The 13,968-nt window shown below is 64.6% G+C and carries 15 protein-coding genes and 1 pseudogene; 5 read left to right on the top strand and 11 right to left on the bottom strand.

What is annotated here, in order from left to right; all coding sequences use genetic code 11:
- Window positions 1–117: 117 nt before the first annotated feature.
- Entirely contained in the window at window positions 118–1,206 is a 1,089-nt protein-coding gene (locus ACQUQR_RS04130; protein WP_435194958.1) for a sulfite exporter TauE/SafE family protein, read from the bottom strand.
- Between the two features lie 163 nt (window positions 1,207–1,369).
- Between ACQUQR_RS04130 and ACQUQR_RS04125 the strand changes: the two genes are divergently transcribed.
- Together ACQUQR_RS04125 and pdhA are read left to right on the top strand one after the other, a co-directional pair.
- Entirely contained in the window at window positions 1,370–2,131 is a 762-nt protein-coding gene (locus ACQUQR_RS04125; protein ID WP_435194956.1) for an aldo/keto reductase, read from the top strand.
- A 79-nt stretch (window positions 2,132–2,210) separates the two neighbouring features.
- Window positions 2,211–3,320, top strand: a complete 1,110-nt coding sequence (pdhA, locus tag ACQUQR_RS04120; protein WP_435194954.1) for a pyruvate dehydrogenase (acetyl-transferring) E1 component subunit alpha — start codon at window positions 2,211–2,213, stop codon at window positions 3,318–3,320.
- Window positions 3,321–3,394: 74 nt separating this feature from the next.
- Here the strand turns inward: pdhA and ACQUQR_RS04115 are convergent, their stop codons facing one another.
- The 3 genes and pseudogenes from ACQUQR_RS04115 to ACQUQR_RS04105 all read right to left on the bottom strand — a co-directional run bounded on the left by ACQUQR_RS04115 (window position 3,395) and on the right by ACQUQR_RS04105 (window position 5,694).
- On the bottom strand, window positions 3,395–3,589 hold the full coding sequence (locus tag ACQUQR_RS04115; protein ID WP_435194953.1) for a cold-shock protein: 195 nt from the start codon (window positions 3,587–3,589) through the stop codon (window positions 3,395–3,397).
- 296 nt (window positions 3,590–3,885) lie between these two features.
- Window positions 3,886–4,080, bottom strand: coding sequence for a cold-shock protein (locus ACQUQR_RS04110; RefSeq protein ID WP_435194951.1), 195 nt, complete (start codon window positions 4,078–4,080; stop codon window positions 3,886–3,888).
- Window positions 4,081–4,377: 297 nt separating this feature from the next.
- A pseudogene (locus tag ACQUQR_RS04105) lies at window positions 4,378–5,694 on the bottom strand (RNA-guided endonuclease InsQ/TnpB family protein).
- A 180-nt stretch (window positions 5,695–5,874) separates the two neighbouring features.
- Between ACQUQR_RS04105 and ACQUQR_RS04100 the strand changes: the two are divergent.
- Window positions 5,875–7,170, top strand: a complete 1,296-nt coding sequence (locus ACQUQR_RS04100; protein WP_435194949.1) for an O-acetylhomoserine aminocarboxypropyltransferase/cysteine synthase family protein — start codon at window positions 5,875–5,877, stop codon at window positions 7,168–7,170.
- A 387-nt stretch (window positions 7,171–7,557) separates the two neighbouring features.
- Window positions 7,558–8,088 (top strand): ferritin, encoded by a 531-nt coding sequence (locus ACQUQR_RS04095; protein WP_435194947.1) that lies wholly within the window; start codon window positions 7,558–7,560, stop codon window positions 8,086–8,088.
- A gap of 185 nt (window positions 8,089–8,273) precedes the next feature.
- On the opposite strand, the gene ACQUQR_RS04090 is transcribed toward ACQUQR_RS04095, so the two are convergent.
- From ACQUQR_RS04090 to ACQUQR_RS04080, 3 genes are all read right to left on the bottom strand, one after another.
- Window positions 8,274–8,462, bottom strand: a complete 189-nt coding sequence (locus ACQUQR_RS04090; RefSeq protein ID WP_435194946.1) for a hypothetical protein — start codon at window positions 8,460–8,462, stop codon at window positions 8,274–8,276.
- A gap of 93 nt (window positions 8,463–8,555) precedes the next feature.
- Window positions 8,556–8,900, bottom strand: a complete 345-nt coding sequence (locus tag ACQUQR_RS04085; RefSeq protein ID WP_435194944.1) for a hypothetical protein — start codon at window positions 8,898–8,900, stop codon at window positions 8,556–8,558.
- Window positions 8,901–8,948: 48 nt separating this feature from the next.
- Complete coding sequence (locus ACQUQR_RS04080) at window positions 8,949–9,968, bottom strand: deoxyhypusine synthase (protein ID WP_435194942.1); 1,020 nt, start codon at window positions 9,966–9,968, stop codon at window positions 8,949–8,951.
- A 135-nt stretch (window positions 9,969–10,103) separates the two neighbouring features.
- Between ACQUQR_RS04080 and ACQUQR_RS04075 the strand changes: the two genes are divergently transcribed.
- The gene (locus ACQUQR_RS04075; protein WP_435194940.1) at window positions 10,104–11,354 is read left to right on the top strand and encodes a Glu/Leu/Phe/Val family dehydrogenase; all 1,251 of its coding nucleotides are present in this window, start codon (window positions 10,104–10,106) and stop codon (window positions 11,352–11,354) included.
- A 180-nt stretch (window positions 11,355–11,534) separates the two neighbouring features.
- Here the strand turns inward: ACQUQR_RS04075 and ACQUQR_RS04070 are convergent, their stop codons facing one another.
- The 4 genes from ACQUQR_RS04070 to ACQUQR_RS04055 are packed head-to-tail and all read right to left on the bottom strand — an operon-like array spanning window position 11,535 to window position 13,963.
- Window positions 11,535–11,858, bottom strand: a complete 324-nt coding sequence (locus ACQUQR_RS04070; RefSeq protein ID WP_435194938.1) for a transcription factor S — start codon at window positions 11,856–11,858, stop codon at window positions 11,535–11,537.
- A 29-nt stretch (window positions 11,859–11,887) separates the two neighbouring features.
- Window positions 11,888–12,319: a hypothetical protein gene (locus ACQUQR_RS04065; protein WP_435194936.1), complete on the bottom strand. Its 432-nt coding sequence runs from the start codon at window positions 12,317–12,319 to the stop codon at window positions 11,888–11,890.
- Window positions 12,312–13,070: a hypothetical protein gene (locus ACQUQR_RS04060; protein ID WP_435194935.1), complete on the bottom strand. Its 759-nt coding sequence runs from the start codon at window positions 13,068–13,070 to the stop codon at window positions 12,312–12,314. Before ACQUQR_RS04060 ends, ACQUQR_RS04065 begins: the two co-directional genes overlap by 8 nt.
- Window positions 13,071–13,126: 56 nt before the next feature.
- On the bottom strand, window positions 13,127–13,963 hold the full coding sequence (locus tag ACQUQR_RS04055; RefSeq protein ID WP_435194933.1) for an RAD55 family ATPase: 837 nt from the start codon (window positions 13,961–13,963) through the stop codon (window positions 13,127–13,129).
- Window positions 13,964–13,968 lie beyond the last annotated feature (5 nt).

The following is a 13,968-nucleotide window of genomic DNA, read 5'->3' as shown; positions in this document are numbered from 1 at the left end:
TCCGAGTTCGCCGAGCAGTCGCTCCCGTCTCGTCGCGCTCTCTGGGGGCCTCGATGGGGGTCGGTGGGGGACTCCGTGGGAAGGTCAGTCCGGAGCTTGGAAAACGGGGAGAGGTCCTCAGGCGAGGCCGACCGCGATGCCGAACAGCGCGAGCGCGATGAGCGTGAACAGCGCGCCGACACCCTTCTTGATGAGTTTGGTGTCGAGCCGCGAGGCGACGTACGGGGCGATCTGTCCGCCCGTCACCGTCGCGGGGACGGTGAAGACGACCATGTTCCACGGGGTCGTCGCGAGGTCGACGGCGTGGCCGCCGACGATACCGCCACCGAAGACGTGGACGAGCGAGGCGAGGACCGCGGTGAAGGCGACGACGATGTGATTCGTCCCGATGGCGATCCGGACGGGTACGGAGGTGCGGAGCATCGAGATGATGCCGAGCTCGCCGATTCCGAAGCCGGCGAGTCCCTGGAACATCCCCCCGACGGAGTAGTTAGCGAACCGTTCGGTGTACCCCTGACGAGTGTAGCGGTAGTCGTTCCCGTCGCGGTCGACGCGGGTGACGACGCCCTCCTCGTCGGTGGAGACGCCGGCGTGACCGATCTTTTCGTCGTCGTCCGGGAGCTCCGGGCCGCCGTCGGCGGAGACCGCGTCCTCGGTGCTGGACTCACCGGGCTCCTCGTGGTCGAGGTCCGCGCGGAACAGCAGGTAGGCGGCCGCGGTGAGCGCGATGCCGAGCAAGAACTGGAAGACCGCCTCCGGGATGATAAACGAGAGGAGCGCCCCGCCGATGACGAACGGGATGGCGCCGACGACGAGCGAGAGGGCCAGTCGGCGGTCGACGAGCCCGTACTGGATGAACGCGAGCGCGGAACTGGAGAGCCCGAAGGACTCGGAGATGAGTCCGATCTTCACGATGGTCTCTGACTCCAGCCCGAAGCCGGCGATGAGCGGGAAGAGGAAGATGAGGAAGGGAACGAACAGCGCGGAGCCGCTGATCCCGATGGTGTTCACGGTGGTCGCCCCGAGCAGGAAGAAGGGGAACAGCCACCAGTATTCGAGCCAGTAGCTCGAGCCGGAGGCCCCCTCGGGCGTCGGCGCACCGACGTACACGCCCGTCACGAACAGGACGGGCGCGAGGAACACGAACACGTGTTGGTACTTCAAGAACAGTCGCTGGATTCGACTGGAACGGGAAGCCGCGCTCATTGTGCGGTGGCTCGGAGGACACGTTTCTCACATAAGGGTCTTGTCCTTGACCGCCGTGTTCGGGCGTCTATCACGGTTTATCGCCCGATTCGGAAGCGGCAGTTCCCGCCGCCACCACCCCGAATATCGAGAGTATTAGGAACACCTCGCGCGAGGGGTTCCCATGGAGCTCCCACCGGTCGGTCTGGGAACGATGGGGATCGACGACCCCGCGGTCGTCGCGCGCGCCATCGACCTGGGCTACCGCCATCTCGACACCGCACAGATCTACGAGAACGAGGCCGTCGTCGGCGAGGGCATCGCGATGGCCGACACGCCGCGCGAGGAGCTCACCGTCGCGACGAAGGTGTGGGCGAGCAACCTCGCGCCCGAGGACGTGCGGGTGAGCACGGAAGCGAGCCTCGAGAGACTGGGGCTCGACCACGTCGACCTGCTGTACGTCCACCGACCCATCGAGGCGTACGACCCCGCGACGACGCTCCCCGCGTTCGACGCCCTGCGCGAGGACGGGCTGGTTCGCGAGGTGGGGGTCTCGAACTTCGAGCCGGACGACCTCGAACACGCGCGTGAACACCTCGAGTCCCCCATCGCCGCGAACCAGGTGGAGTACCACCCCCTCTTTCGCCCCACTCGCGCGCTCGCGGACGCCCGCGCGAACGACTACGAACTGGTGGGCTACTCCCCGCTGGCCGGGGGCCGAGTGTTCGACCTGCCTGTCGTCTCGGAGATCGCCGACGCACACGACGCGAGCCCCGCGCAGGTGGCCATCGCGTGGCTGCTCGAGCAGGGGATTCGCGTGATCCCGAAGGCCTCTTCCGAGGCGCACTTACGGGCGAACCTCGCGGCTGCGGAGCTATCGCTCAGCCCAGAGGAGGTGGCTCGCATCGACGCCATCGAGGAGCGCGAGGAGCTGTTCCCGGAGTAGCCATTCCCTGAGAAGCCACGCCCCGAGTAGCCACCGCCGGGACCACCGAAACTATGCCACCCCCCTGCAAACGGGGGACATGGACACACGGGCACTGCTCGCACGCGAGCCCGACGACCGGGTGCAGTTTCTCACGCCCGACGGGGAACTCACGGACGGGTACGAGCCGACGCTCTCCGACGAGGAGTTGGTGGCGCTCTACCGCGAGATGAAGCTGGGCCGGCACTTCGATACGCGGATGGTGAGCCTCCAGCGGCAGGGCCGCATCGGCACCTACGCCCCGATGGCGGGGCAGGAGGGCGCACAGTTCGGCTCGATGTACGCGCTCGACGACCGGGACTGGGTGTTCTACCAGTACCGCGAGCACGCGGCGCCCCTGACGAGAGGCTTCCCCGCGGAGTATCTCCACTACTGGGCGGGCTACGAGTCCGGGAACGCCGTGCTCGCCGACTCGAACGTCTTTCCGCTCAACATCTGTATCGCCGACCACATCCCGCACGCGACGGGGTTCGCGTGGGCGACGAAGCTCAAGGGGAACGAGGAGGTGTCCGTCTGTCACTTCGGCGACGGGGCCACCTCGGAAGGCGACTTCCACGAGGGGCTCAACTTCGCCGGCGTCTTCGACGTGCCTGCGGTGTTCATGTGCCACAACAACCAGTGGGCCATCTCCGTGCCGAGAGAGGAGCAGACCGCCTCGGCTACCATCGCCCAGAAGGCGACGGCCTACGGCTTCGAGGGGATCCAGGTCGACGGGATGGACCCGCTCGCCGTCTACGAGGCCACCCGCGCGGCGGTGACGAAGGCCCGCAAGCCGGAGGGGCGAGCGCGCCCGACGCTCATCGAAGCCGTCCAGTACCGCTACGGGGCACACACCACCGCCGACGACCCCACCGCCTACCGCGAGGACGACGAGGTCGAGGAGTGGAAGGCGAAGGACCCCATCGACCGGCTGGAACGCTATCTTCGCTCCCGTGGCTTGCTCGACGACGAGCGCATCGCGGAGATCGAAGAGACGGTGAAAGGGCAGGTCGCCGACCGGGTCGAACGGCTCGACGAGGCGGAACGCGACATCGACGATATGTTCGCGGACGCCTACGCCGAGTTACCGCCGCGGCTCGAAGAACAGCGTGAGTACCTGCGAGAGCTACGCGAGCGACACGGGGACGAGGCGCTGTTGCGGGAGGAGTAGGCGTCGCTGTCCGGGTAGCGTCCTGAAAAAGTCGCGATTACACAGTGTCGCCGTGAGGCGACCGTGAAACCGATTTAAAGTCGCGTAACGTTCTTCGCGCGGGGGCCCTTGTCGGCCTGCTCGATGTCGAATTCGATCTCCTGTCCTTCCTCGAGGTCCGGGCCGCCGACGTCCTCCATGTGGAAGAACACGTCCTCGTCAGAGTCCTCAGTCGTAATGAAACCGTAGCCGCCAGTGTCGTTGAAGAAATCAACCTTACCGTTTGCCATTGCAACTAAACGGGGTACCTTCCCACGGATAAGGGTTGCCATTCGTCTACTGATACCGTCGTTTGATAGACGTTTGAATTCGAAAGAGAAGTGGAAGTAGACTTTTGCCCACGTATCGTCGGTTCTCACGGGGATCACCGCTAGATGCAGCACATCCAGCCGGTGCTTCGCGGGTATCGACAGTTCGCCCTACGAGTCGGGGTCACGACGTGTGCCGGAGCTCCCGCTCTCGGAGCGTAGCGTATCGAAAAGACGCGATTACACGATGTCGCCGTCAAGCGACGGTGGAATCGGAATTAGACGCGCAGAACGTTCTTCGCGCGGGGGCCCTTCTGGGCCTGCTCGATGTCGAACTCGATTTCCTGACCCTCGGTCAGGTCCTCGCCGCCAACGTCCTCCATGTGGAAGAACACGTCCTCGTCAGAGTCCTCAGTCGTAATGAAACCGTAGCCGCCAGTGTCGTTGAAGAAGTCAACCTTACCGTTTGCCATTGCAACTAAACAGGGTACCCACCCACGGATAAGGATTGCCATTCGTTCGCCAAATGAGTTGTTTGCTGGACGTTCGAATATACAAAATCGGTATGGATAGATATTCGTACACACATCGTCGGTTCTCGGTGGAATCCATGCCAGATACGGCACATCCAGCGGGTCCTTCGTCGGTATCCGCAGTTGTGGGTTCAGTCCCTCGGGAGTGCGCATCGTTTACAGACAGCGCCATCATTGACATCCTCCCCCGCCTGAAGTCGGAGGAATCCCACGGCACCGCGCCGCTGGATTGGGATATTAAGGTTTGCAGTCTACCACTTGAGCCTGCGGTTGGAATCCGCTGGACAAGTCATGAAGGTAGACTCCGGGCTGTGCCAACCAGCCGGTACTCCTATCCTCACCCAAACCGGGTACAGACTCGGAGTTACTTTGGTTCAAGTCGAGACGGATGTTCTCCGCCCCATTCACGTCAGCGTTGAACGCCGCATCACACGTCTCGCACACGTACAAGCCGCGCTCCACACGCTGATTATCGTCTTCTCTACCGCAGACACAACACGTCTTGCTCGTGTCGCGCTCTGAAACCTCTACGACTTCGATACCCTCGACTTTGGCCTTGTATTCGAGGATGTTGGTGAAACGGTCGAACGCCCACCCGTGCAGGTCGAGGTTGCCGTGCTTCCCCCAGTTCTTTGACTCGCCGTTCTCATCCTCACGAACACCAGCGAGTTCATCGACGTTGATGCGGCCAACTTCCTGTTCGACACACCGTTCAACGATGTGTTTGGCTAAGGAGTGGAAAAAGTGGGTTCGACGCTCCGACCACTTCGCATGCAATCGAGTTGCTTCTTGGCCGCCTGAATCGTCACACTTGGCGATCTCTTTCGGGAAGTAGTACCCGTCTTGTTTCAGGCGGTTGCCGGGATATAGGTCGGCTTCTTCGGTGCTGTATGCGACGGCGGCGAAGTTACAGATACCGAGGTCAACACCTGCCGTCTCGTCACCGGGATCGTCGGGAGTCTCGACTTCGTGCTTACACACTAAGTGCAGTTCCCAGCGCCCTTTCGCCTTGTCGTAGACGATTCTGACTTGTTACAAGTTCTCGACGGTGGCTCCGGGGAGCGTTTCGTATTCGACAAGGATGTATTCCCATGCTCGGGGGTGTTCCTTGTGATTCGCGCCTTTCGAAAGGCGCACTCGCCCGTTGTTGGTGTCGTGACGAATGCCTTTCTGCTTCCACGTAACCGTGCTTCGCGGGTGTTCTTCGTGGACGCGACGGCTTTCTGAGTCGTAGTAGTTTTTCTTGCGGTAGCCGGGCGGATTCGCACGAGAATCGTTCTTGCGTTTGCGGTACCACGAGTTGAAGGCTTCAGCGAGTTCCTCCAGAACGCGCTGACTGGACTGCGAGTGCAATCCTTTGTACTTGTTGTGAGTCTTCAACTCACTCTTCAAGTCCGAATCATCTGGAATCTCGCCCGTCTCATCCCATACTTGGCGGGAATGATAGTTTGCGACGTTCCAGAGTTTCGACGCACTCCACCCGTGTTGGTCGAGCGAGTCCTCTACCTGACTGTGGTTGAGGATTTTCGCTCGATAGGTTCGGTGGATGTGCATCGTGGAACGCTTCCATAACAGGTTATGTGGCGTTCTGTTGAAACAGTTCGGATTTCGGCGTGGAATATCCAGTCGGGCTATCGACGGTGGATTGTGGAGGAGTTGTCGGATTCATCCCGCGCCTAAAGGTGCAGGTATTCTCCTTGCCCTTTATAGGATGGGGCGCGACGCGGGGTACGTATGAGCGACGACTCAGACAAACGGACGATTTCGACCGATTCGCTACACGCGGGTCAGGAGCCCGACCCGGCGACGGGGGCGCGGGCCCCGCCGCTGTACCAGACCACCTCGTTCGTCTTCGACGACGCCGAGGACGCGGCCAAGCAGTTCGCGCTCGAGAAGCCGGGATACATCTATTCGCGGCTCATGAACCCCACGCTGGAGACGCTCCAGGAGCGACTCGCGACCCTCGAAGGGGGCGTGGGCGCGGCCGTCACCTCCTCGGGGATGGCCGCGTTCGACCTCACGAACTTCATCCTCGCCGAAGCCGGTGACAACGTCGTCTCCGCCTCCTCGCTGTACGGTGGGACCTACACCTACCTCACCCACACCGTCGAGCGCCGGGGCGTGACGACCCGGTTCGTGGACACCCTCGACTACGACGCCTACGAGGAGGCCATCGACGAGGACACGGCGTTCGTCCACCTCGAGACCATCGGCAACCCCGCGCTCGACACCCCCGACATCGAGCGCATCGCGGACATCGCCCACGAGAACGACGTGCCGCTGTTCGTGGACAACACGTTCGCCACGCCCGCACTCTGCCGGCCGCTGGAACACGGCGCCGACCTCGTCTGGAACTCCACGACGAAGTGGCTCCACGGCTCCGGCACGACCATCGGCGGGGTCGTCGTCGACGGCGGCTCCTTCCCGTGGGCCGACCACCCCGAGAAGTACCCCGAGCTCGCGAAGGACAACCCCGCCTACCACGGCGTCAACTTCGCGGAGACGTTCGGCGAAGCCGCGTTCACCTACGCCGCCATCGCCCGCGGCCTGCGTGACCTGGGCAATCAGCAGTCCCCCTTCGACGCCTGGCAGACCCTGCAGGGTATCGAGACGCTCCCGCTCCGGATGGAGCGCCACTGCGAGAACGCCATGCTCGTCGCGGAACATCTGGAAGACCACCCGGACGTGGAGTGGGTGAACTACCCCGGTCTCGAATCGCACCCGACCCACGAGAACGCCAAAAAGTACCTCGACGGCGGCTTCGGCGGCATGATCACCTTCGGCGTTTCCGGCGGCTACGAGGCCGCCCGGAAGACCGTCGAGTCCACCGAGCTCGCGAGCCTCCTCGCGAACGTCGGCGACGCGAAGACGCTCATCATCCACCCGGCGAGCACGACCCACCAGCAGCTCACCGACGAGGAGCAGGAAGCCTCGGGCGTGACCGACGAGATGGTTCGCCTCTCCGTGGGTATCGAGGATCCCGCGGAGATCATCGCCGATCTGGAGATGGCCATCGAGCAGGCGACGTAGGACGCGTCACCGAATCGACGTGCACATGCCTAGGACGTACTGCACTGCGGCGTTGTGGGCGCTCGCCACATCGTGCGGCAGAAGGAGGACACGGGAGGAGGACGGCGACGATTCTCCGAGCGACTGGAAACACTGGAGACGACTCTCGGCGGAGCTCGACATCTCTGAGACTGCCCTGGCGTCATGGACTGGCCGGACCGCGGCGTGTAGTTCTTCCTCACACCGAACGAGCACCACAGCGAGGGACAACGACGAGGCGGACCGGGTGCCGTGTGTCCCGTTCATCCAGCCGGAGGTCCTTCGAGACCCGACGAACAGCATCTGCGTGCGTGCGTCGACCTAGACGACCCCAATGATGATGCATGCTCCGAGAGTATAGCCACGTGTATGCTCAAGGAACCAGTCGAAGACGCCCTGAACGAGCAGATCAACGCGGAACTCTACTCGGAGTACGTCTACCTCTCCATGGCGGCCTACTACGAGGACGAGGGCCTCCCAGGCTTCGCGTCGTGGATGCGCGCCCAGGCGGAAGAGGAACACGCCCACGCGATGCGGATCTACGACTACGTCAACGAGCGCGACGGCCGGGTGACCCTGGCGGGACTCGACGATCCACCCACGGAGTGGGCCGACCCGAGTGACGCGTTCCGGACGGCCTACGAGCACGAGGTCGCGATCAGCGAGAGGATCGACGACCTCGTCGCGCTCGCCCGGGCGGAGAACGACAATGCGACCGAGAACATGCTCCAGTGGTTCGTCGCGGAACAGGTCGAAGAAGAGGCGACGGCCCAGGCCATCCTGGACAAGCTGAAGCACGTCGGCGACGACGGCCCCGGGCTCCTGATGATCGATCAGGAGCTGGGTGAGCGTGGGGGCGGCGACGGGGATCTGGCGGGTGAAGAGCTGGCTGAAGAGTAGCGTCGAACGGGTCCCCTCGGTTAGTCTGAGTCGCACGGCAGAAAGCTGGCCTCGGCACTCATAGGGTTCCTCATCACCGGGTGCCGAGTCCGGTTCGGCCCAGAGCTCTCGTCATCGGCCGCTCAGTGGTAGTGGACTGCGAAAGAAAGCGGTTGTGGCTTCGGGGGGGAAGTCCACGGGGGTGATTACCTGATCTCGTCGACGGGGACCGCGTGGTCCACGTCGATGGTGATCCATTCGGTCGCGAGCGTCTCGAGTGAGTCCCGAGCGAACACCGTGACCTCGGTGGGGGAGTCCGTGTCGTCGAGGGCACAGACGAGGTCGAAGTGGGGGACGTCGGCGTTCGAGGGGGTTCTGGTGTTCGAGGCGCTCATGATACGGTGCCATCCGCCACACGCAGCGGATCGACATCGGAGATGGGTGAGGGAAGCGTATGAACGTATCCCCCCAATTCTCACAGTTGAGAATCATCGACGGTCCCGCAGTCGGGTGATCGTCCCCTCCGCGCCCGCAACGGCGAGAACCACGGCGACGGTACCGAGGATGAAGAGGTCGAGCCGTTCCGGTGGCGGGCTGGCGACGAGGACGAACGCGAGGGCCGCGACGAGCGCGAGCGAGGGGGTCCGGAGCCCCGAGTCGGAGAGCCGGGTGACGGCGTAGCCGAGCGCGAACGGGACGGCGAAGAAGACGAGCAGTTGGGAGAGGAGCACCGTCAAGGTGACCGTCTGAGAGAGCGTCGCGGCTCCACGGAACAGGGCGTAGGCGTAGACCGCGAGACCGACGAGGAGACCGAAGCTGTGAGGGCGTCGCACGTGTGAGCCCCACAAGCCGGGGGGGCTATATCGGGGTTTCGGTCGGGGTCAGCCCTCCAGTCGCTCGCGGGCCGCGGCGACGAGCAGCGGGAGGAAGACCGTGGCGTCGCCCTGGACCGTCGCGTTGCGGGCGTCCTTCTCCAGTTTCCCCCACGAGCGCGCCTCGTCGAGGGTCGCGCCGGAGAGTCCCCCGGTGTAGTCGGGGTCCATCGTCACCTGCACCGCGTAGTCGTACGACTTGGGCACGACGAGCATCGTCTGGAGGGTGAAGTTCTTCGGGACGCCACCGCCGATGAGGAAACAGCCCGCGGTCTCGGATTCGAACGCCAAATCCGTGAGCGGGGTCATATCCCCGAGCGCGTCGAGCGCGAACGCGGAGGTCTGGGAGTACATCCACGCCTGCAGGCCAAGCACGGAGTCCTGCACCGCGGGGCAGTAGATGGGCACGTCGGCCTCGTAGCACGCGGCGGCGAGCCCCGCGTCTTCCTCGATCTCCTGCTTTTCATTCACCTCGGCGTTCGCCCGCCCCAGCTCCCGACAGAGCCGTTCGATGGTGACGGTTCCCGCCTCCTCGAGGACCGGAAACACCTCCTCACGGAGGTGTGACTCGAAGTCCGCGAAGTACTCCTGCGGGAGATAGACGTTGTAGATTCGGTCCACTTCCTCGTCGCGGAGCGTCTCGTCGTGTTCGCGCGTGGTCTTCCCCTCGTGCCCCTCGTGGCCGTGGTGGTGCTTCCCGCCGATGGCCTCGATGGTGTCGTGAGTGAGGTTCGCACCGGTCGTGACGAGCGCGTCGACGTAGCCGTCGCGCACGAGATCGGAGATGACGCGGCGCATCCCCGTCGGGACCATCGCGCCCGCGACGGAGAGGAAGACGGTGCAGTCCTCGTCGCCGAGCATCTCCGCGAGGATGTCGGCCGACTCGTGGACCGACTCCGCACCGATGCCGGCGTGGCCGTACTCCTCCACCAGCTCGCCGACGGTCATCCCCGCGTGGACCCGCGTGTGTCCGAGCGGGTTCTCCGTGAACTCCTCCCGGTCGGGGGCTTCGTACTCGTGGTCGTCCATTATCGGCTCTCTGTCGGGGGAGCGTTTGAAAGGCGCGGTTGCCCGATAGGGAGTGCGCGTGGTTGCCGTGGCAAGTATTGTCTCTACCCGAGCGAACTAGCACGATTTAAACCGGAGGGGGACCGCGTTGGCTGCATGGCTGACGACGCGCTGCAGAACATGCTGGCGCAGATGGAGAACGCCGAACCGTACATCGACATCGACCCCGGTGTGTTCGAGCGGCTCAAACACCCCGAGCGGACCCTGAAGGTGAGCCTCCCCGTCGAGATGGACGACGGCTCCGTCCAGGTGTTCGAGGGCTACCGCTGCCAGTTCGACTCCGCACGCGGCCCCTACAAGGGCGGCATTCGCTACCATCCGGGCGTCTCGATGGACGAGGTGACGGCGCTCTCCGGGTGGATGACCTGGAAGACCGCGCTCGTGGACCTCCCCTACGGCGGTGCCAAGGGTGGCGTCGTCTGCAACCCCAAGGAGATGTCCGACCGCGAGGTCGAACGCCTCACCCGCCGCTACACCGAGGGGATCCGCCGGATGATCGGCCCGGACATCGACGTCCCCGCCCCCGACATCAACACGGACCAGCAGACGATGGCGTGGATCATGGACACCTACTCGATGTACGGCGGCTACGTCATCCCCGACGTGGTCACCGGCAAGCCCATCGAGGTCGGCGGCACCGCGGGCCGACTCGAAGCGACCGGCCGCGGCGTCGCCATCACCACCGAGCGCATGTTCGAGTACCTCGACCGCGACCTCGAGGACGCCACCGTCGCCGTCCAGGGCTTCGGGAACGTCGGCTCCGTCACCGCCCGCCTGCTCTCGAACATGGGTGCCACCGTCGTCGCCGTCTCCGACGTTTCTGGAGGAATTTACGACCCCGACGGCCTCGACGTCATGGCCGTCGAACAGCACGTCGCGAAGAACGCCACCCTCGACGGCTACGAGGCGGGCGTCACTCGCATCTCCAACGACGAGCTCCTCCGGCTCGACGTGGACGCGCTCATCCCCGCCGCCATCGAGAACGTCATCACCGAGGACGTGGCGCGGGAGACCGAGGCCAGCCTCGTCGTCGAGGCCGCCAACGGCCCCACCACCGTCGCCGCCGACGAGATCCTCCTCGAACGCGACATCCCCGTCGTCCCCGACATCCTCGCGAACGCCGGCGGCGTCATCGTCTCCTATCTGGAGTGGGTCCAGAACAGCCAGCAGTACTCCTGGGACCTCAAGCAGGTGAACGAGGACCTCGAAGGCCGACTCACCCGCGCCTTCGACGAGATGCTCGACACCTACACCGCGCGTGAGTGTCCGGACCTCCGGACCGCGGCGTATGCGGTTGCCCTCGAACGGGTCGGTCACGCGCACGAGATGCGCGGTCTCTTCCCCTGAACCTTTTTCTTCGTCGGGTTTCCTCTCTCGCTTCGCTCGCTGCGGGAACCGCTCCTCGAAAAATCTTCACCAAAAAGGCCGGACGCTCGCGGTGCTCGCGTCCGGAGGACCTCGCTCGGACATCCCGCCAATGGCCACTTCTGCCGGCTATCGAAACACCTAGCTTGGCCGGCTATACGTTCAGTTGTAGCCTCTCCATCTGTAGCCGCACTCCGTACATTTGAAAAAGCGGGTCGGGGGTTCGTCCGCGCTCCCGGTCTGCTTGATGGTGTACCACGCCTTCCGGGTGCCGCACTCCTCGCATTTCACGTCCTCCGTGGTGGGTTTGCCCTCGAACTCCGCGCCCTCCTCCGTCTCGATGAGCTCGTCGCCGGCCTGCTCCTCGGTGGAGGTGTACTGCTCGCTCAGGTCCCTGTCCTTCGCGACGCGGTTGCCACAGGATTTACAGACCATCTCGTCGCCGTCCGAGTGCATCATCGACCCACAGTCGTCGCAGAACTGCATACTCGTGCTCCGGGGTCGAGGCCAAAAAATCAGTCGTCGTAGCCGCGGAGGCCGAGCCGCCTGGCGACGACCGGGCATCGGTAGACGCGGAAGTGGTTCATGTCGACGAGTTCGCGCACCTCGCTCCCCTCGTAGGTGCAGGTGGCGTCCGGAGGCGCGGAGAAGTGTTCACACTGCTCGCAGTAGCGGCGCTTCGGGACGACCGCCTCGCCGTTGACGACCTCGATGTCCTCGTCGAGCGCGGGGGCGATGAGCCCGTCGTCCTCCTCTTCGGGGGGTCCCTCGAGGAGCGTCGAGAGGTCGGCCTCGTCCGGCGTCTCCGTGGAGAGGTCCTCGAACGGGTCGTCGTCGGGAGTGACCTCGCCGAGGTCGGTGAAGGGGTCAGACTCGACTTCCACATCGTCGAGTTCGTCCAGCGGGTCCACGCTGTCCGCGGTGTCCTCCCGGTCCTGTTCACTCATCGTCCTCGCTCCGGTCGCCCGTGAGGCGTGGCTTCCCGAAGAAGCCGCTGGCCGGTTCGACCCCCCGGACCTGCGTATCGCAGTGCGGGCAAGCGGGCTCCGTGAGGAGGGCGATGTTCACGGACTCACCGCACGCGCCGCAGTTCGCCTGGTCGACGCCTTCGATGGCGGCTTCGTGTTTCAGCCGGTCGAGCGTCCCGTCTTCGGAGCCGGACGACCGGAGCTGGACGACGGCGTGGGCGACGCGCGTGAGCTTCCCGTCGAGGTCCGCCATCGCCTCCTCGGTGTCGTCGAGCCGGTCGTCGTGTGCGACGACGGTGTCGCGGAAGTCCTCGAACTCCTCGCGGAACTCCGCGACGGAGCGTTCGAGGTCGTCGAGTTGCGCGAACTCCTCGTGGTCGTGGTCCGCCGGGGCACGGCTCTCCGCCTCCTCTTTCACCTGGAGGACGCGTCGGCGGACGTCGTCGAGTTTGTTCTCCGTATCCGCCTCGATATCCGCTTTGAGATCGGCAAGCGCCTCCTCCGACGGCTGCTGGCGGGCCTCGACCACCGCTTCGACGACGGCCTCGATGTCGTCGGTATCGGCGAGTGACGCGTCCGATTCGGTCGCGAGCCGATACGCGTTCACGAGGCGCTGTACGAACGTCTCCCGGCTCACCCCCTGTTCTTCGGCACGCTCGTCGAGCCACCGTGTGAGGTCATCAGGCAACGGCTCTGACAACCTCCCCCCGTCTTGAGACTCGCTTGCCATTCTACCCCATCGTAACGCCGGATAGCAGTTAAGAGTTCGCCCGGAAACAACAGGATTCACCGGATCTTCCGCACGTCGCTGATGTCGAAGCCGGCGTCGCCGATCTCGGTCTCGAAGCGGACGATGTTCTCCTCCTCGATGCGCGAGAGGACGCCGCGGAACTGCCTGACGACGAGGGTCCGGGCGCGGGTGGAGCCGCCGGACTCCCACTCGAACATGAGCGTGCCCGCAGCGCTATCGACGAGCTGGCCGTGCTGTTCCGCCGTGAGCGTCTCGTGGTTCACGCGGATGAGGATGAGCCCGCCCCACCGGTGGGCAGCCCGGGAGATTCCCTTCAGCAGTTGGGGGATCTCGTTCCACGAGAGGTCGTCCTCGGCCGCGCTGATGAGGTCCGTGAGCGAGTCGATGACGACGAGGTTCCCCTCCGCGTGTTCGGACAGCCGGTCGCCGAGTGCTTCGGGGACGCTCGTCCGGTCGTCGTCCGCACCGAGGTCGGTGATCGTCGCCGTGCGCTCGGAGTACCAGTTCCGCGGGACCGGTGAGAGCCGGAAGTACTCCGGGGAGAGGTCGTGGAAGGTGACCGCGTCCATCGAGGCGTCCACCAGTTCGGGGTCGAGGGCGTGTTCCATCTCCTGGCGGACCTGCTTGCGGTCGGCCGTAAACGAGACGTAGTGGACCTCGGGCGGGACGGTCGTCCCCTCGTCGATGTCGCCGTAGTAGAGGTCGAACAGCTCCTCGTCGGCGGTGGCGAGCGCGTTCATCACGGCGGTGGTGTACATGAACTCGCGGGACCCGGCCCCGGCCTCGCCGGACAGGAGGACGACGCTCCCCGAGGGGGCACCGCCACTGATGGTGGTGTCGAGGCGGCGGATACCGAACGGGATGCGCTGCATACCCG

The organism is Natronomonas sp. EA1 (assembly GCF_051195035.1).
GTDB lineage: Archaea > Halobacteriota > Halobacteria > Halobacteriales > Haloarculaceae > JBNTJV01.
The sequence above is the reverse complement of the archived record's forward strand: the minus strand, read 5'-3'. Positions and strand labels throughout refer to the sequence as shown.